Here is a 16,290-nt window from a genome sequence, read left to right as displayed (position 1 = left end):
GCGGGCGACGCCGATCACTTGATCGGGCAATCCGGCGCCAGGCGCATGTCGAGGTAGTTGTCGACCGAGCGCATCAGTTCGGGCGTCTCGTGCTCGAAGAAGTGGTTCGCGCGCGGGATTTCGTCGTGGTGGATGGTGATGTGCTTCTGCGTGCGCAGCTTGTCGACCAGCTTCTGCACCGCGTTCGGCGTGACGACCGTATCACCGGTGCCCTGGATGATGATGCCCGAGGCCGGGCAGGGCGCGAGGAACGAGAAGTCGTACATGTTCGCGGGCGGCGCCACCGAGATGAAGCCGCGAATCTCCGGACGGCGCATCAGCAGCTGCATGCCGATCAGCGCGCCGAACGAATAGCCCGCGATCCAGGTGGTCGAAGCCTCGGGATGGATCGACTGCACCCAGTCGAGCGCCGCCGCCGCATCCGACAGTTCGCCGATGCCGTTGTCGAAGCTGCCCTGGCTGCGGCCGACGCCGCGGAAGTTGAAGCGCAGCGTCGCGAAGCCGCGGGCCACGAAGGTCTTGTACATGTGCTGGGTGATGCGGTCGTTCATCGTGCCGCCCGCCTGCGGGTGCGGGTGGAGGATCATCGCCACCGGCGCGCGCGGACGCGTGGCGGGCTGGAAACGACCTTCGAGACGACCTTCGGGACCGGGGAAGATGACTGCGGGCATGGGTGTGCGGTGCCTGACTTGTTGAAACTCCCGCGAGTCGCATTGGGGGCAACCAGTCGCGGGAGTGGAAAAGGGAACGATGGCTATATAGAAATCTTCGCCTTAAAGACAACTTCCGCAAGCTATGGCCTTACCGAACATCTATCTCGACCATGCGGCGACCACGCCGATGCTTCCCGCCGCCCGCGATGCCTGGCTCGAAGGGGCGGGCATCTGGGCCAACCCGTCGAGCCCGCACGCCGCCGGCCGCGCCGCCCGCGCCGCGCTGGAGGAGGCCCGCGCCCGGGTGAAGGCGGCGCTGGACTGGCAGGGCGAAGTGATCTTCACCTCGGGCGCGAGCGAGGCTCTGGCGATCGGCCTCGGCCGGGCGAAGCCGGCGCGCCGGCTGGTCTCGGCGGTGGAACACGATGCGGTGTTCCGCGCGGCGCCGGGTGCCGGGGTGCTGCCGGTCGGAGAGAACTGGGAGATCGACCGCGACGTGCTTGCCGGCCGTCTCGGCGAGGGACGCGCGGCGGTGGCGATCCAGCATGTGAACTCCGAGACCGGCGTGATCCAGCCGGTAAGCGACTATGCCGCGATGGTGCGCGAGGCGGGCGGCCTGCTGCTTTCGGACTGTTCGCAGTCGGCGGGCAAGTTCCGGCTGCCCGATGCCGACATGATCGTGCTCTCGGCGCACAAGCTCGGCGGTCCGGTCGGGATCGGCGCGCTGCTGGTGCGCGACTTCGCCATGCTGGAGCCGACCGGCGGCCAGGAACGCGGGTATCGTGCCGGCACCGAGAACCTGCCCAGCGTCCTCGGCTTCGCGGCGGCGCTGGAAGCGCGGCGGATTAGCGATCGGACCATCGGCGAAGGCATGAACACGGCCGCGATCGCAGGCTGGGCCGATTGGGTGGCGATGGCCGGGCTCGCCTTCTGCGACATCGAGTACGAGATCAACCGCTTCGGCGGCGTGTTCCAATGCGCAGCGCCCTCGTGGGATCCGTCGATCCTGTCGATCACGATGCCGGGAGTGAGCGCCGCGGCGCAATTGATCCAGTTCGATTCGGCCGGATTCGCGGTTTCGGCGGGCAGCGCCTGCTCGTCCGGAACGCTCAAGCAGAGCCGCACGCTCATGGCCTTCGGCGTCCCCGAGCAGGAGGCCCGCAACACCATCCGCATGAGCGCGGGCTGGTGTTCGAGCTATGACGACATAATGGCGTTTGCCCGGGCCTGGAGCACGATCGCCGCACGCGCGGGCACGCGGGCATGATCTACCTCGATTACCAGGCCACCACCCCGCTCGCCCCCGAGGCGCGCGAGGCGATGCTGCCGTGGCTGGGCGGGCCGGAGTGGCACGGCGGCGCGGGCGGCTTCGCCAATCCGCACAGCCCCCACCGTCCCGGCCGCGCCGCTGCCGCCGCCGTCGAAGTGGCCCGCGCGCAAGTCGCGGCGCTGATGCCGCCGGGCGGGCGGGTGATCTTCACCTCGGGCGCGACCGAGGCGATCAACCTGGCGATCCTGGGCAGCGGCGCGCGGCGACTGGCGGTGTCCGCGATCGAGCACGCGGCGGTGCTCGACACCGCGCGCGGCGTCGATCCGGGGCATGCGGTGCTGGCGGTGGACGGCGAGGGCCTCGTCGATGCCGAGGCGCCGCTGGGCGAGGTCGATCTGGTCGCGGTGATGCAGGTCAACAACGAGATCGGAACGGTGCAGCCGGTCGATCGCCTAGCCGAGCGTGCGCAGGCCGCAGGGGCGCTGTTCCTGTGCGACGCGGTGCAGGGCGCAGGCAGGCTTGCGGTGCCCTTGGGTGCCTCTATGGTAGCGTTGAGTGCCCATAAGTTCCACGGTCCCAAGGGCATCGGCGCGCTGTGGCTGCGCGATGGACTCGACCTCGCGCCGCTGATCCGGGGCGGCGGGCAGGAGCAGGGGCTGCGCTCGGGAACCCTCAGCCCGATGCTCTGCGCCGGCTTCGGCGCGGCGGCGGCACTGGCGAAGACGCGCATGGAGGAGGACGCCGCGCATGTCGCCGGCTTGTGGCAGCGGGCAAGGGAAATCCTTTCGCGCTGGACACTTAACGGATCGGCGACGCAGCGCTGGCACGGCAATCTCAATCTCCGGCTGCCGGGGCTGGACGTCGCGCGGCTAATGTCGGACCTACGCGACCTCGCCTTTTCGGCAGGCTCGGCCTGCGCCAGCGGATCGGGTAGACCCAGCCACGTCCTGCGCGCGCTGGGACTTTCGGACGGGGAAGCCAAAAGCTCTATCCGTCTGGGATTCGGGCGATATACTGACTACCGGGAAATTGAGGATGCCTGCGCCAGAATAGAAGCCGCTGCGGCGGCGCAGGGAGTTTGACTTGGTAGATGTCCTGTTTGTGAATCTAGACGGATCGCGGGTCACGGCGCAGGCCGAACCCGGTTCACGCCTGCTCGAAGTGGCGCAGAATGCCGGCATGCCGCTTGAGGGAACCTGCGAGGGCCAGATGGCCTGCTCGACCTGCCACGTGATCGTCTCGCCCGACTGGTTCGACAAGCTCGTTCCCGCCTCGGACGACGAGGAAGACATGCTCGACCTTGCCGCCGGGGTGACGCGCACGAGCCGGCTATCGTGCCAGATCGAGGTGACCGAAGCGTTGAGCGGCCTCGCGGTGCGCATCCCCGGCGTGGTGCGGGACATGCAGATCGGCTGAACGGCGCGAAAGAATCGCGGAAAAACCTGTCGATGCAGGTTCCTCTTCGCGCATCGCGTTGATAACACCTGCCCACCATGGTGACCACGACAGACGACGAATCCGATCCATTCGACGCCATCGTCGACGCGCCCTTCGATGCGGCGCTGTCCGAGCGTTATCTCGTCTATGCGCTGTCGACCATCACCGCGCGCTCGCTGCCGGACTTGCGTGACGGCCTCAAGCCCGTCCACCGCCGCCTGCTCTGGGCGATGCGCCAGCTCAAGCTGGACCCGGCCAGCGCCTACAAGAAGTCCGCCCGCGTCGTCGGCGACGTCATCGGCAAGTACCACCCGCATGGCGACGCCTCCGTCTACGATGCGATGGTGCGCCTCGCGCAGGACTTCTCGCTGCGCTATCCGCTGGTGCAGGGGCAGGGCAACTTCGGCAACATCGACGGCGATAACGCGGCCGCCTACCGCTACACCGAAGCGCGCCTGACCAAGACCGCGATCCAGCTCATGGCCGGGCTGGACGAGGGCACCGTCGATTTCATCCCGACCTATAATGGCGAGGAGAGCGAGCCGGACATCTTCCCCGGCATCTTCCCGAACCTGCTGGCGAACGGCGCCACCGGCATCGCGGTCGGCATGGCGACCTCGATCCCCAGCCACAACGTCGCCGAGATCATCGACGCCACGCTGCTGCTGATCGACAATCCCCATGCCGAGCACGCGCAGTTGATGGAGCTGTTCAAGGGCCCCGACTTCGCCACCGGCGGCCTCGTGGTGGACAGCCCGGAGGCGATCAGCCATGCTTATGAGACCGGCAAGGGCGGCTTCCGCGTGCGCGGCCGCTTCTCGACCGGGCGCAACACGGACGGTTCCTGGGAAGAGACGGGGATCGAGAAGCTGGGCAGCGGTCAGTGGCAGCTCGTCATCAGCGAAATCCCCTACATGCTGCCCAAGGGCAAGCTGATCGAGCAGATCGCCGCGCTGATCGGCGACCGCAAGCTGCCGATCCTGGAGGACGTGCGCGACGAGAGCGACGAGGCCATCCGCATCGTCCTCGTCCCCAAGAGCCGCAACGTCGATCCCGAGCTGCTGAAGGAAAGCCTCTACAAGCTCACCGAACTCGAAAGCCGGTTCAGTCTGAACCTCAACGTACTGGATTCGCATAGAACTCCGGGCGTGCTGGGGCTCAAGCTGCTGCTCTCGGAATGGGTCTACAGCCAGATCGACATCCTGCTGCGCCGCACTCGGCACCGGCTGGAGAAGATCGCCTCGCGCCTCGAACTGGTCGCGGGCTACATCATCGCCTACCTCAACCTCGACCGGATCATCGAGATCATCCGCACCGAGGACGAGCCCAAGCCGGTGATGATCGCCGAGTTCGAGCTGACCGATCGCCAGGCCGAAGCCATCCTCAACATGCGCCTGCGCAGCTTGCGCAAGCTTGAGGAAATGGAGCTGCGCAAGGAGCACGAGGAACTGCTGAAGGAGCAGGACGACCTCAACAAGCTGCTCGAAAGCCCGGCCCGCCAGCGCACCCGCATCAAGCGCGATCTCACCAACTTGCGCAAGGACTATGCCGAGGACACCGCGCTTGGCCGTCGCCGCACCACGATCGCGCAGGCCACGAAGACGGTCGAATTCAGTATGGACGCGATGATCGAGAAGGAGCCGGTGACGGTGATCCTCTCCGCGCGCGGCTGGATCAGGGCGGCCAGGGGGCACGTCGCTCTCGATGGCGACTTCAAGTTCAAGGAAGGCGACGGGCCGGCCTTCGCGTTCCATGCGCAGACCACCGACAAGATCCTGATCGCGCTTGACAACGGGCGCTTCTACACGCTCGGCGCCGACAAGCTGCCCGGCGCGCGCGGCTTCGGCGAGCCGATCCGCACGATGGTCGACATCGACGCCGAGGCGCATGTCATCGCCGCGATCGTCTACAAGCCCAAGGCGCAGCTGCTGCTGGCCTCCAACGTCGGGCGCGGCTTCGCGGCGGAGACCGACGAACTGCTCGCCGAAACGCGCAAGGGCCGCGCGGTGATGTCCACCAAGCCCGGCGTCACGCTGACCGTGGTGCGCGAGATCCCGGCCGAGCACGATCACGTCGCGGTCGTCGGCGACAACCGCAAGCTGGTGATCTTCAGCCTCGAGGAACTGCCGGTCATGGCCAAGGGCCAGGGCGTCACCCTCCAGCGCTACCGCGACGGCGGCATGGCCGACGTGACAACGCTCAGGCTGGAGGACGGCCTCTCGTGGACGATGGGCGGCGAAAGCGGCCGCACCCGCAGCGAGAAGGACATGGCACTGTGGAAGGTCGCGCGCGGCGCGGCGGGCCGGTTGCCGCCGGTGGGCTTCCCGCGGGATAACAAGTTCCAGGGGTAACGTCCTTCATTCGTCATTGCGAGCGCAGCGAAGCAACCCAGGGCGGCGTAATGCTGCCCTGGGTTGCTTCGCTTCGCTCGCGGGTGGCGAACGTTTGATATCGAGGGCTTATCGGCCCTCCACCTCCTGCGGATGATGCGGCACCAGGATCAGCGTCTTGCCCTCCACCCGCCAGCTGGCGAGGCGCGAGAGCAGGTTCATCCCGATCACGTTCGCATCGCCGAGCCCCGGCGCCACCACCGCGTCGATCTCGCGCGCCACGACGTTGCCCATGCGCAGTTCGTCGATCACCGCCAGCTGCGCCTCGATCGTGCCGTTGGCGGTGCGCATCAGCACCGAGCGGTTGAGCGGATTGGCCTTGAGTCCCGCCTCGCGCGCGGTGTCGGGCGAGATCGCGGTCAGCGTCGCGCCGGTATCGACGAGGAAGTCGCGCTTGACGCCGTTGATCGTCGCGCTGATCCAGAAGTGGCCGTCGCTCTGCATCGGCACCCGCGTCTCGCCCCCGGCCACGCTCTGGCGCTCGATCCCGAGCTGGGGCAGGGCGAAGTCCGCGCCGGTGGTGAGGCGGGTGACCTGCGCGATCGTCAGCAGCATCGCCGCCAGCAGGCCGAGATTGCCGACACCGCGCACGAAGCCGCCCAGCAGCGGCAGCGGACGGCGCAGCATGCCGCCCACCGCGCTGGCGAGGATGCCCGCGAAAGCGAGCGCCAGCAGCGGCTGTCCGGCTAGGAATCGCAGGATGTCGGAAAGGTTCATGCGCGTCTCGTAGCAGGCCCAGGCTTTCGCGGCGCTGACTGTCAGCGGCCCTTGGGCGTCAGGATCAGCCGGTTGCCCTCGACCCGCCATGCCGCCAGCTGCGAGAGCAGGTTCATGCCGATGACATTGGTGTCCACCTCGTTGTCGGGGCCGATGGCGATCGTCAGCGCATGCGCCTCGATCCCGCCGAACTTCAGCGAATCCGCCGTTCCCCGCCGCGCCACGATCGATCCGTTGGCGGTCTCCAGGATCATCCCCCGGTCGTCTGCGTCGGGCTGGACGCCGACCCGCTCGGCCACCCGGCGCGAGACGCCGGTATACGTGGCGCCGGTGTCGATCAGGAACTCGACCGGCTGGCCGTTGAGCTGCGCCTCGACCCAGAAATGCCCGTCCGCGCGCATGGCGACGACGGTTTCCCGCCCGACGGTTTCGGCCGGGCGCGTGCGGTCGAGCCACAAGGCGGCTTCGGAACGGCTGTTGTGCCCGGCCAGCTCGGCCACCGTCAGCAGCAGCGCGGCGACCATGCCGAGATAGCCGATATTGCGCAGCGCCTGCCCCAGCCGGGGCCGGCTCGCGCCGAGCATACCGGCGCCGACCGCCAGCAGGATCGCCGCGATCGTCAACGCCAGCAGCGGCTGGTCGAACAGGAAGCTGCCGAGCTGCCCCAGGTTCACGCGCGCCCCTCGGCCAGCACCGCGTCGAGCAGGGCGTCGATCCGCGCGGCTTCGGGAAAGCCCTCGGCGATCCAGCGGTCCTCGACCCGGCGCAGGATGCGCGCCACCTCGGGCCCGGCGCCGACCCCGCGCGCGACGATCTGCCCGCCCTTAAGCGGCAATTGCGGAATGTCCCAGCGATCGAGCGCGGAGATGTCGGACCCGGCGACCAGCAGGCGATCGAGCGCCGCGTCGCGGCCGAGACGATAGGCGAGCGCACGCGGATCGCCCGGATCGCCCGCCCGCGCCGCCGCCAGCGCCAGGCGCTTCTTCTGCGCCGCCGACAGCCGGAACCGCGCGGCGACCTGCTCGGCCAGCGAGCTTTGCGCGGGCAGCAGCGCGGCGAGCCGGCGCAGCGCATCGGGCGCGATACCCTGCGCCCGTTCGGCGGCGACGAGCGCGGCGAGGGCCTCGGGATCGGCTTCGGGCAGGATCACCGCCAGCACGCCGAGTTCGGCCATGCGCCGCACCGTCGGCGCCGGATCGGGCAGGCCGAGCAGGTTCATCGTCTCCATCCCCACCCGCTCGCGCGAGAGGCCCTTGAGCGTCGCCGCCAGTTCCGCGCAGGCCGCCTCGGCCTGCGCATCGGCGGGCAGCGAGCCGAACCGCGCCTGGAAGCGGAAATAGCGCAGGATACGCAAGTGGTCCTCGCGGATGCGCTCGCGGGCATCGCCGATGAAGCGCACGCGCCGCGCCGCCAGGTCTTCGAGGCCGCCGAACCAGTCGAAGATCGCCCCGCCGGCGGGATCGGCATAAAGCGCATTGATCGTGAAGTCGCGCCGCGCGGCATCCTCGCGCCAGTCCTGCGCGAAGGCGACGGTCGCGCGGCGGCCGTCGGTCGCAACGTCATGGCGCAGCGTGGTGATCTCGACCGGGCCGCCGGGCAGGACGGCGGTGACGGTGCCGTGCTCGATGCCGGTGGGGACGGTGCGGATGCCCGCCGCGTCCAGCCGGGCGATCACCGCCTCGGGCCGCAGCACCGTGGCCATGTCGATGTCCTTGACCGGCAGGCCGAGCAGCGTATCGCGCACCGCGCCGCCGACATGGCGCGCGTTGCCTTGCCCCAGCGCGGCGACGAGCGCGGCGATGTCCTCGCGGTGCATCCAGGGCGCGTCGAGAATTTCCGGCAGGACTTCAGGCATCGGCGGGTCTTTCGGGCCAGTTCAGGCGGCCGGCGAGGTTGTGCAGGATGGCGCCGGTCACGCCCCAGATGCGATGGTCCTGCCGGGTGTCGTTCCAGGTGATCTCGATGAAACTGTGCCGCCGCCCCTCGAATTCGAGCGAGCGGGTCAGCTGGTTCGCCGGGTCGAGCACGAAGTCGACCGGCGCCTCGAACCACTGCGCGACTTCGGCGGGGTTGGGATGGATGGCGAGGTCGGGCGGGATCACGCCGATCACCGGGGTGATCTCGTAGCCGCTGCCGGTGCGGTAGAGGTCGCTGGAGCCGATCACCCGCACGTCCTCGCCGCGGATGCCGAGTTCCTCGTTCGCCTCGCGCAGCGCCGCTTCCACCGGGGTCTCGCCCGGATCGATGCGGCCGCCGGGGAAGGCGATCTGGCCGGGATGCGCGCGCATCGTCGAGGGGCGATGGAGCAGCAATATGCCGGGGCGCGGGCGCTCGGTAATGGCGATCAGCACGGCGGCGGGGGTGAAGCGCTCGATATCGCGGATGCGCGGATCGCTCCACAGGCGCGGCGGCGCGCCTGTGTGCCCCGCCGCGAACCGGCGGGCGACGTCGTCGAACAGCGCGCTCATGCCGGGACCAGCGCGAAGCGCGCACCCTGGCTGGTGACGGCGAGATCTTCGTCCTCCCCGCGCGTTTCGGCCAGCGCGATCTCGGCCAGTTGCCCGTACGTGCTGCGGTTGAGCCGGGCGCGGGCGCCGTGGCGGACATCTATATAGAGCGCCGGCGTTTCGGCATCGCCTTCGGCGACGATCGGATGGTCGGGGCCGGCGATCACGAGGTCGTCGGTGTTGAGCCGGAACGCCAGCGCGTCGCCCTCGAGCTTGACGTCGATGGCGATGAAGGCCGCGTCCTCGACCGCAATCGACAGCTTCTGCGCCGGCGTGACCAGCCAGTGCTGGCCGTCGTCGTCGCGAAACAGCAGCGAGGCGAAGGCGCGCACCATCGCGGCGCGGCGGATCTCGCCGCCCTGGTGGAACCAGCGTCCGTCGGCGGCGATGCGCATCTCGCTGTCGCCGGTCTCGGCGGGGGACCACTGCGCGACCGGCGGCAGCTTGCGCGCGGCGACGAGCCTGGCGATCTCCTCCAGGCTCAGTGCGGCAAGTTCGGGGGGCGGTTCGTAAGGCATCGGCCCGCGATGCCAGATAGGGCGCTGCGCGCCAAGGGCCAGATAGGGGGCTGCGCAGCAAGGTCAGCAGCGACCCTTCGACAGGCTCAGGGTGAGCGGAGGTGGTGTGGACCTCCCAATCTTGCTCAGGCTGAGCTTGTCGAAGCCCCTTACGGTAACCGCGTTCAGCGCAGCCACGGCCCCAGCATGCCCTTCTCGGGCAGGACCGCGATGTTGGCGCAGCGCACCAGTAGGCGGCGGAGCTCGAACGGGCCGGGAAGATCCCAGCCTTCGGTGCCCTCGTTGGAGAAGCCCCAGAAGCGGCCGTAGTATTCGGGATCGCCGATCATCACCTGCGGCAGCGGCGCGCGGTCGTCGATGCTGGCCATGCTGGTGGACATCAGCGCCTGGCCATAGCCCATGCCCTGATGCCCTGGCAGCACCGCGACCGGGCCGACCATTATCATCGGGAAAGGACGGCCTTGCGGCGTGCCCAGCGCGACCGGCCAGCACTGGATGGTGCCGACCAGCATTTCCTGCGCATCGAGCGCGGCGAAGCTGAGCGCGGGCAGCCAGTCGGTGCCCTCGCGCACCTTGTAGGCGGTGCGCGTGTGGCGCTCCGGCTCGAACGCGGCGTCGAGCAGCGCTTCGACAAGCGCAGGGTCGACATTGTCGAGCGGGATGATCGTGGCGGCTTGGGACTGGGTCTCGGTCATGGCGCGCGCGCGATAGGAGGGGTGCGCGGATTTGTCGATTCAATTCGGGTCTGGCACGGCCAGGCTGGCGCGTTGGGTTGCGCCCTGCTTCGTCATCCGGAACCTGTTTTCGGGGCCACCGGGCGGTTCATGCGAAAGGTTTTCCGGCCAGGACGCCCCCACGATTTTGCGAGTGAGGCCACCGGGCTATCAGGCCCGATGGACCCTGAAACAAGTTCAGGGTGACGGGGTTGTAGCGGCCCCAGGAGCGAAGTCACGGCCAAGGCCAACGCCAAGACCGGGGGGCTGGCTCAGACTGTGGGGCAGCGCTCAGGCTGGGGACAGACGCAGCAGGTGGCCGCTGTCCGATCCTTCGCCGTCCTCCAGCAGCCAGATCGAACCGTCGGGTGCCTGCCGGATCTCGCGGATGCGGTTGTCCATCGGGTAGCGGGCTTCCTCGCGGGCCGTCTCGCCATCGATGGAGACGCGCACGAGGCCGGTGGCGACGAGGCCGGTGATAATCGCCTGCCCCTTCCACGCCGGGAACAGGTCGCCCGAATAGAAGATGAAGTCGCCCGGCGCGATCACCGGGTTCCAGCTGATCGCCGGCCCCGCAAGATCGGGGCGCGTGGAATGGCGCGCGATCTTGCGGCCGTCGTAATGGTCGCCGTCCGAGACGAGCGGCCAGCCGTAGTTGGCGCCCGGCTTCACGAGGTTCAGTTCGTCACCCCCGGCGGGTCCGTGTTCGAGATCCCACAGCCGCCCCTGCGCGTCGAAGGCGAGCCCCAGGATGTTGCGATGGCCATAGGACCACAGCTGGTTGGTCGGCGCGGGCTTGTCGGCCCAGGGGTTGCCCGGGGCGGGCGTACCGTCGGGCAGCAGGCGGATCACCTTGCCCAGGTTGGTGCCCAGATCCTGCGCGGGCGTGAACTTCTGCCGCTCGCCAGAGGCGACGAACAGGTACTTGCCATCGGGCGAGAAGCGCAGGCGGTGGGAATAGTGGCCGCGCCCGGAAACCTTGGGCGTCTGGCGCCAGATCACCTTGAGGTTCTGCAGCGCGCAGCGGGTGGGGGCATCACACACGAGGTCCGCCTTGCCGACCGCTGCCCCGTGCGTGTCGCCGCCCCCCGCCTCGGCCCAGCTCAGGTAGACGGCGCGGCGGTCGAGCGTCTTGCCGGTCTGGTTCGGCGCGAAGATGAAGTCGCCGAGGCCGCCCTGGCCGCCGTAATCGACCTTGGGCACGCCGGTCACTTCGCCGATGCGGCCATCGGGCGTGCGCAGCCGGATCGTGCCCTTCTTCTCGGTGACGAAAAGCGTGCCAGTGCCTTCGTCGAACGCCATGGCCCAAGGTTCGTCGAACTGCGCGAGCGTCTCGACCTTGAAGGGGGTATCGCCCGGAGCAGCCGCTTTTTCCCCGCCCGGGTTTTCCCCGGTAGCGGCGCTGCCGCAGCTTGCGAGCGTCACCGCCAGAGGCGATAGGGCGAGCAGGAGACGTCTTGCGATCATGACAGGCCCAATGCTTGCACCTCTCACGGGTTCCGTCACGGAGCTTCCAGCCACGAAACGTTACGTGATCGGCGTCGACGAGGCCGGTCGCGGCCCGCTTGCGGGGCCGGTTGTCGCAGGCGCGGTAGTGCTGTGCAAGCCGCGTCCCTCGGGACTGGATGATTCCAAGAAGCTTTCCGCGCTCCGGCGCTCCGAACTGGAGGCAACCATCAAACGGCGCTGCCGCTGGGCGGTGGGCGTGGTCGATGTCGAGGAGATCGACCGCCTCAACATCTTCGGCGCGACGATGCTGGCGATGACCCGCGCGGTCGCGGCGCTATGCGCGGCGATCGGCGAGGAGCCGGGCGAAGTGCTGGTGGACGGCAACATGACGCCGCATGGCCGACGCGAGGAATGGCGCTGGAACGCCCGCCCGATCATCGGCGGCGATGCGATCGAACCGTGCATCTCGGCCGCATCGATCATCGCCAAGGAGCACCGTGACCGGATCATGCGCGATCTGGCGCTGGTGCATCCGCATTACGGGTGGGAGCGCAATGCCGGCTACGGCACGCCGCAGCATCTTGCTGCGCTGCGGGAGCATGGCCCCACCCGGCACCACCGCCGCAGCTTCGCGCCGGTGGCTCAACTCTTGCTGCTTTAGGCGGCGAGCGGCAGGGTTTCGGGCTGCGCGGCTTCGACTGCAGGCGCGCTCGACACAGCCGCCTGAGCGCTCTTGTCGGCGAGTCCGGCGACATAGCGCTCGGCCAGGACGACATCGCGGCGATACGAGAAATAGAGCGAGATAAGCGAAAACATCGGGAGTGACCTTGAAGGGAGGGCAGTGCTTGCTGCGATGCAGCATCGAGGCCCATTTGGATCGCCTGCCCGGTTGTCGCAAATGCAACGTATTGGATGGGAGTTGCATAATCCGCACCTCGTCCATTCAGGCGCGGGCAAAAAGTTATCCACGAGTCGCGCGGGCAACACCCACCACATGTTGAGTCTCTTCGATTCGCACCGACTCAAGATGTGGTGCCGGATTCGTTTTGTTCCGCCAGCTGAACACCTGAATCACAAGGATTCACCACGAGTCGCGGCTTGACGGCGAGTCCCGGATGAATCACTTATGGCCCATATCCACAGTTTATCTCATCGGAGCAGTCATGGGTCAGATCTTGGTCAAGGAACGCATTCGGGCGCGGGCGCCGGCGCCCACCCCGAAGGAGCTGCTTCCGCTCGGCCACATCATCCCCGGCGACTGCATCGAGGCGATGCGCACCATTCCCGACGCCTCGGTCGACATGGTCTTCGCCGATCCGCCGTACAACCTGCAGCTCGGCGGCGACCTCGCGCGGCCCGACGGCAGCCACGTCGATGCGGTCACCAACGACTGGGACAAGTTCTCCAGCTTCGCGACCTACGACCAGTTCACCCGCGACTGGCTGACCGAGGCGCGCCGCGTGCTCAAGCCCGAGGGTTCGCTGTGGGTGATCGGTTCGTACCACAACATCTTCCGTCTCGGCGCGATCATGCAGGACATGGGGTTCTGGATCCTCAACGACATCGTGTGGCGCAAGGCGAACCCGATGCCCAACTTCAAGGGCACCCGCTTCACCAACGCGCACGAGACGCTGATCTGGGCGAGCATGGGCGAGAAGTCGAAGTACACCTTCAACTACCGCGCGATGAAGACGCTCAATGACGAGTTGCAGATGCGCTCCGACTGGGTGCTGCCGATCTGCAACGGCGCCGAGCGCCTGAAGAAGGGCGGCCGCAAGGTCCATCCGACGCAGAAGCCGGAAGCGCTGCTCTACCGCGTGATGCTGGCGACGACCAACAAGGGCGATGTCGTGCTCGACCCGTTCTTCGGCACCGGCACCACCGGCGCCGTCGCCAAGCGCCTCGGCCGCGAATGGATCGGCTGCGAGCGCGAGAGCGATTACCGCGAAGCCGCGATTGAGCGCATCGAGATGGCGCTGCCGTTGGACGAATCGGCGCTCAAGACCATGCAGTCCAAGCGCACCGCGCCCAAGGTGGCGTTCGGCACGCTGATCGAGACCGGCTGGATCCAGCCCGGCACGCAGCTGTTCGACAGGAAACGCCGCCATGTCGCCACCGTGCGCGCCGATGGTTCGCTGCTCTCGGGAGACGTCAACGGTTCGATCCACGGCGTCGGCAAGGATCTGCAGGGCGCGCCTTCGTGCAACGGCTGGACTTTCTGGCACCTGGAGCACGAAGGCGAGATCAAGCCGATCGACGCGATCCGCCAGCTGTACCTGCTCGCCACCGAGCCGTGAGAACGTAACCTTTCGCCGTCACCCGCGAGAGTAGCGAAGCAACCCAGGGCGGCGTGTGCTGCCCTGGGTTGCTTCGCTACGCTTCGCAATGACGTTTCTACTCGAAACCCGTTCAGGCCTCACCCTCGCAGATCGCCGCGAGCTGGTCCGCGCAGGCGCTCCAGCCGCCGGTGAAGCCCATCTCCTCGTGCTGCTTGCAGGTTTCCGCGCTCCAGTGGTGCGCGGTGGCGGTGTAGCGGGTGCCTTCGCCTTCGGGGGCCACTTCCCAGATGCCGATCATGAACGGACCATTGGGCTGGAGATCGTCCACCACGGCATCGGTGGAGGCGAAGCGGCGGCCTTCCTCATAGGCGAGGTAGATGCCGTTCTGCGGCATGACTTCGCCGTCAGGGCCATACATGGTCATCCGGCACACGCCGCCGGGGCGCTTGTCCTGCTCGTCCACTTCGGCGCGCCAGGGCGTGGGGCACCACCATTCGTTCTGGCGGTTGGCCATGACCTCCCACACTTTGGCAGGCGGGGCGGCGATGTAGCGGGTGACGGACAGTTCGTTGCTCATCGATGCTCTCCTCAATCTCGATCGGGCGCGCCCAGCGGGAAGAACGCACGGTAGGGCCGGGCCGCCTCGACACAGGCGCTGACCGGCGGCAGTGCCAGCAGGTGCGCGCGCCATGCCTTCAGGCGCGGGAGGGTTTCGGCGATGGGATGGACCCAGTCGGCGTAGAACAGCGAGGGCGCGGCGGCGCACTCGATCAGGGTGACCTGGCCTTGCGCGGGATAATACTGGAGCCAGCCCTCCAGCCAGGCATAGCTGCGCTCCAGCCGGGCGCGCGCTTCGGCGATGCGGGCGGGATCGGGGCTTTCGGCATCGCGGATATATTCGTTCACCACGTCCTGCATCGGCGTCATGACGTAGTTGTCGAAAACCCGGTCGAGCATCCGCACGCCGATCGCCGCCTCGACATCCGAAGGCAGCAGCACGTCGGGCTCAACATGGTGAAGCTGGACGTGCTCGATGATCGAGGTCGCCTCGAAGATCAGGTTCTGCCCGTCCTGCAGCACCGGGAACTTGCCCGCCGGTCCGGCCATCGCGACGATCCTGCCATGATCGGGGTGATCGCCGTCGACGATGCGGAACTCATGCTCCAGCCCCGATCCCAGCAGCGCGATCTGCGCCTTCCAAGTATAGGACGAGAACGGGTGGCCGTAGAGCGCCAGCATCAGCCCGCTACCGCCGCTTCGATCGCGGCGATGTCGATCCTGCGCATCGTCATCATCGCTTCCATCGCGCGCTTGGCGGCGGCGCGATCAGGGTTCGCCATGGCATCGGTGAGGGCGCGCGGGGTGATCTGCCAGTTGAGGCCCCACTTGTCCTTGCACCAGCCGCACATGCTTTCCGCCCCGCCGTTGCCGACGATGGCGTTCCAGTAGCGGTCGGTCTCTTCCTGCGTGTCGGTGGCGACCTGGAACGAGAACGCCTCCGACTGCGGGAACTGCGGCCCGCCATTGAGGCCGATGCACTCGATCCCCATCACCGTGAACTCGACGACGAGGACGTTGCCCTGCTTGCCGTCAGGATAATCGGCGGGCGCGCGCTGGACGGAATCGACGCGGGTGTCGGGGAAGACGGTGGCGTAGAAGTTCGCGGCGTCCTCGGCGGTGCCGTCGTACCAGAGGCAGATCCGGTTTTTGGCCGTCATTTCTTCATCTCCTCGATCAGCTTGCCGTCGATGCCCTTGGCCTCGCGATAGGCGGGGCGCTCCTGGCAGCGTTCGGCATAAGCGACGAGCGGGGGCAGCGGCGGGATGATGCCGAAGGTCATGCCCCAGTCGATCGCGCTTCCGACGTAGACGTCGGCCATGGTGAAGCGGGTGCCGCAGACCCAGTCGTCCTCGGCCAGCTTTTCCTCGATGGCGGCGAGGGTGCGCTCGAAGCTGCCCCAGCCGGCCATCATCTCCTGCTGCGGGGTCGGCTCGAACTTCAGCGCGCGCGAGGTGATCGCCTGCTCGATCGGGCCGGAGGCGAAGAAGGTCCAGCGGTAGTAGTCCGCCATCTCGCCGTCGTTGGGAAGCAGGTGCGCTTCCGGGTTCATCTCCGCCAGGTAGAGGCAGATCGCGGCGGCCTCGGTGATGACGCGGTCGCCGTCATCCGCGTGGTGGATCAGCGTCGGCACCTTGGCCATCGGGTTGGCATCGAGGAACGCGGCGGGCTTGTCCTTCCAGTCGACGAGAACCTGTTCGTAGTCCGCCCCGGCCTCGTGCAGCGCCCAGCGGGCGATCTGTCCGCGCGACATCGGGTTGGTGAAGAAGGTGTAGTCGGCCATCGGGATTCTCCCTTAG

Annotated in this window: 19 protein-coding genes; 6 read left to right on the top strand and 13 right to left on the bottom strand. The window is 67.9% G+C overall.

What is annotated here, in order from left to right; all coding sequences use genetic code 11:
* Positions 1-14: 14 nt before the first annotated feature.
* Positions 15-671, bottom strand: coding sequence for an alpha/beta hydrolase (locus V2S85_RS01520; protein WP_008829460.1), 657 nt, complete (start codon positions 669-671; stop codon positions 15-17).
* Positions 672-795: 124 nt separating this feature from the next.
* Between V2S85_RS01520 and V2S85_RS01515 the strand changes: the two genes are divergently transcribed.
* The 4 genes from V2S85_RS01515 (at position 796) to parC (ending at position 5,711) form a co-directional block, all read left to right on the top strand.
* Positions 796-1,920, top strand: coding sequence for a cysteine desulfurase family protein (locus V2S85_RS01515; protein WP_330701109.1), 1,125 nt, complete (start codon positions 796-798; stop codon positions 1,918-1,920).
* A complete protein-coding gene (locus V2S85_RS01510; RefSeq protein WP_330701108.1) occupies positions 1,917-3,005 on the top strand; it encodes a cysteine desulfurase family protein in 1,089 nt (362 codons plus the stop codon). Before V2S85_RS01515 ends, V2S85_RS01510 begins: the two co-directional genes overlap by 4 nt.
* 1 nt (position 3,006) lies before the next feature.
* The gene (locus tag V2S85_RS01505) at positions 3,007-3,339 is read left to right on the top strand and encodes a 2Fe-2S iron-sulfur cluster-binding protein (RefSeq protein ID WP_330701107.1); all 333 of its coding nucleotides are present in this window, start codon (positions 3,007-3,009) and stop codon (positions 3,337-3,339) included.
* Positions 3,340-3,416: 77 nt separating this feature from the next.
* Positions 3,417-5,711, top strand: coding sequence for a DNA topoisomerase IV subunit A (parC, locus tag V2S85_RS01500; protein WP_330701106.1), 2,295 nt, complete (start codon positions 3,417-3,419; stop codon positions 5,709-5,711).
* Between the two features lie 108 nt (positions 5,712-5,819).
* On the opposite strand, the gene V2S85_RS01495 is transcribed toward parC, so the two are convergent.
* The 7 genes from V2S85_RS01495 to V2S85_RS01465 form a co-directional block, all read right to left on the bottom strand.
* On the bottom strand, positions 5,820-6,467 hold the full coding sequence (locus V2S85_RS01495; protein WP_330701105.1) for a retropepsin-like aspartic protease family protein: 648 nt from the start codon (positions 6,465-6,467) through the stop codon (positions 5,820-5,822).
* Positions 6,468-6,508: 41 nt separating this feature from the next.
* A complete protein-coding gene (locus V2S85_RS01490; RefSeq protein ID WP_330701104.1) occupies positions 6,509-7,141 on the bottom strand; it encodes a retropepsin-like aspartic protease family protein in 633 nt (210 codons plus the stop codon).
* The gene (locus tag V2S85_RS01485) at positions 7,138-8,322 is read right to left on the bottom strand and encodes a CCA tRNA nucleotidyltransferase (protein WP_330701103.1); all 1,185 of its coding nucleotides are present in this window, start codon (positions 8,320-8,322) and stop codon (positions 7,138-7,140) included. The genes V2S85_RS01490 and V2S85_RS01485 overlap by 4 nt, the downstream gene beginning before the upstream one ends.
* Positions 8,315-8,935, bottom strand: coding sequence for a CoA pyrophosphatase (locus V2S85_RS01480; RefSeq protein WP_330701102.1), 621 nt, complete (start codon positions 8,933-8,935; stop codon positions 8,315-8,317). Before V2S85_RS01480 ends, V2S85_RS01485 begins: the two co-directional genes overlap by 8 nt.
* Positions 8,932-9,492: a DUF1285 domain-containing protein gene (locus V2S85_RS01475; protein ID WP_330701101.1), complete on the bottom strand. Its 561-nt coding sequence runs from the start codon at positions 9,490-9,492 to the stop codon at positions 8,932-8,934. Before V2S85_RS01475 ends, V2S85_RS01480 begins: the two co-directional genes overlap by 4 nt.
* Before the next feature lie 164 nt (positions 9,493-9,656).
* Complete coding sequence (locus V2S85_RS01470) at positions 9,657-10,187, bottom strand: N-acetyltransferase (protein WP_330701100.1); 531 nt, start codon at positions 10,185-10,187, stop codon at positions 9,657-9,659.
* Between the two features lie 309 nt (positions 10,188-10,496).
* On the bottom strand, positions 10,497-11,672 hold the full coding sequence (locus V2S85_RS01465; protein ID WP_330701099.1) for a PQQ-dependent sugar dehydrogenase: 1,176 nt from the start codon (positions 11,670-11,672) through the stop codon (positions 10,497-10,499).
* A gap of 10 nt (positions 11,673-11,682) precedes the next feature.
* Between V2S85_RS01465 and V2S85_RS01460 the strand changes: the two genes are divergently transcribed.
* Entirely contained in the window at positions 11,683-12,315 is a 633-nt protein-coding gene (locus V2S85_RS01460) for a ribonuclease HII (RefSeq protein ID WP_330701098.1), read from the top strand.
* Here the strand turns inward: V2S85_RS01460 and V2S85_RS01455 are convergent.
* Complete coding sequence (locus V2S85_RS01455) at positions 12,312-12,470, bottom strand: hypothetical protein (protein WP_330701097.1); 159 nt, start codon at positions 12,468-12,470, stop codon at positions 12,312-12,314. The genes V2S85_RS01460 and V2S85_RS01455 overlap by 4 nt on opposite strands.
* Positions 12,471-12,817: 347 nt before the next feature.
* Here V2S85_RS01455 and V2S85_RS01450 point away from each other — a divergent pair, with 347 nt between their 5' ends.
* Positions 12,818-13,951 carry a site-specific DNA-methyltransferase gene (locus tag V2S85_RS01450; RefSeq protein WP_330701096.1) on the top strand — a complete coding sequence of 378 codons (1,134 nt, stop codon included), beginning with the start codon at positions 12,818-12,820 and terminating at the stop codon, positions 13,949-13,951.
* Between the two features lie 112 nt (positions 13,952-14,063).
* Here V2S85_RS01450 and V2S85_RS01445 read toward each other — a convergent pair whose 3' ends face one another.
* The 4 genes from V2S85_RS01445 to V2S85_RS01430 are packed head-to-tail and all read right to left on the bottom strand — an operon-like array spanning position 14,064 to position 16,274.
* Positions 14,064-14,510: an SRPBCC domain-containing protein gene (locus V2S85_RS01445; protein ID WP_330701095.1), complete on the bottom strand. Its 447-nt coding sequence runs from the start codon at positions 14,508-14,510 to the stop codon at positions 14,064-14,066.
* 11 nt (positions 14,511-14,521) lie between these two features.
* Positions 14,522-15,172, bottom strand: a complete 651-nt coding sequence (locus V2S85_RS01440) for a glutathione S-transferase family protein (protein ID WP_330701094.1) — start codon at positions 15,170-15,172, stop codon at positions 14,522-14,524.
* Positions 15,172-15,651, bottom strand: coding sequence for a VOC family protein (locus tag V2S85_RS01435; RefSeq protein ID WP_330701093.1), 480 nt, complete (start codon positions 15,649-15,651; stop codon positions 15,172-15,174). Before V2S85_RS01435 ends, V2S85_RS01440 begins: the two co-directional genes overlap by 1 nt.
* A complete protein-coding gene (locus V2S85_RS01430; protein WP_330701092.1) occupies positions 15,648-16,274 on the bottom strand; it encodes a glutathione S-transferase family protein in 627 nt (208 codons plus the stop codon). The genes V2S85_RS01435 and V2S85_RS01430 overlap by 4 nt, the downstream gene beginning before the upstream one ends.
* Positions 16,275-16,290 lie beyond the last annotated feature (16 nt).

The organism is Novosphingobium resinovorum (assembly GCF_036352595.1).
Lineage (GTDB): Bacteria > Pseudomonadota > Alphaproteobacteria > Sphingomonadales > Sphingomonadaceae > Novosphingobium > Novosphingobium resinovorum_B.
This window is presented reverse-complemented; position numbering and strand designations above follow the sequence as displayed.

What these genes read in the sequence shown, in the direction of transcription:
- V2S85_RS01430 (WP_330701092.1), bottom strand. Translation starts at nt 16,274, where the DNA reads ATGGCCGACTACACCTTCTTCACCAACCCGATGTCGCGCGGACAGATC.
- V2S85_RS01445 (WP_330701095.1), bottom strand. Translation starts at nt 14,510, where the DNA reads ATGAGCAACGAACTGTCCGTCACCCGCTACATCGCCGCCCCGCCTGCC.
- V2S85_RS01455 (WP_330701097.1), bottom strand. Translation starts at nt 12,470, where the DNA reads ATGTTTTCGCTTATCTCGCTCTATTTCTCGTATCGCCGCGATGTCGTC.
- V2S85_RS01475 (WP_330701101.1), bottom strand. Translation starts at nt 9,492, where the DNA reads ATGCCTTACGAACCGCCCCCCGAACTTGCCGCACTGAGCCTGGAGGAG.
- parC (WP_330701106.1), top strand. Translation starts at nt 3,417, where the DNA reads ATGGTGACCACGACAGACGACGAATCCGATCCATTCGACGCCATCGTC.
- V2S85_RS01460 (WP_330701098.1), top strand. Translation starts at nt 11,683, where the DNA reads ATGCTTGCACCTCTCACGGGTTCCGTCACGGAGCTTCCAGCCACGAAA.
- V2S85_RS01495 (WP_330701105.1), bottom strand. Translation starts at nt 6,467, where the DNA reads ATGAACCTTTCCGACATCCTGCGATTCCTAGCCGGACAGCCGCTGCTG.
- V2S85_RS01480 (WP_330701102.1), bottom strand. Translation starts at nt 8,935, where the DNA reads ATGAGCGCGCTGTTCGACGACGTCGCCCGCCGGTTCGCGGCGGGGCAC.
- V2S85_RS01510 (WP_330701108.1), top strand. Translation starts at nt 1,917, where the DNA reads ATGATCTACCTCGATTACCAGGCCACCACCCCGCTCGCCCCCGAGGCG.
- V2S85_RS01515 (WP_330701109.1), top strand. Translation starts at nt 796, where the DNA reads ATGGCCTTACCGAACATCTATCTCGACCATGCGGCGACCACGCCGATG.
- V2S85_RS01465 (WP_330701099.1), bottom strand. Translation starts at nt 11,672, where the DNA reads ATGATCGCAAGACGTCTCCTGCTCGCCCTATCGCCTCTGGCGGTGACG.
- V2S85_RS01450 (WP_330701096.1), top strand. Translation starts at nt 12,818, where the DNA reads ATGGGTCAGATCTTGGTCAAGGAACGCATTCGGGCGCGGGCGCCGGCG.
- V2S85_RS01485 (WP_330701103.1), bottom strand. Translation starts at nt 8,322, where the DNA reads ATGCCTGAAGTCCTGCCGGAAATTCTCGACGCGCCCTGGATGCACCGC.
- V2S85_RS01435 (WP_330701093.1), bottom strand. Translation starts at nt 15,651, where the DNA reads ATGACGGCCAAAAACCGGATCTGCCTCTGGTACGACGGCACCGCCGAG.
- V2S85_RS01440 (WP_330701094.1), bottom strand. Translation starts at nt 15,172, where the DNA reads ATGCTGGCGCTCTACGGCCACCCGTTCTCGTCCTATACTTGGAAGGCG.
- V2S85_RS01520 (WP_008829460.1), bottom strand. Translation starts at nt 671, where the DNA reads ATGCCCGCAGTCATCTTCCCCGGTCCCGAAGGTCGTCTCGAAGGTCGT.
- V2S85_RS01470 (WP_330701100.1), bottom strand. Translation starts at nt 10,187, where the DNA reads ATGACCGAGACCCAGTCCCAAGCCGCCACGATCATCCCGCTCGACAAT.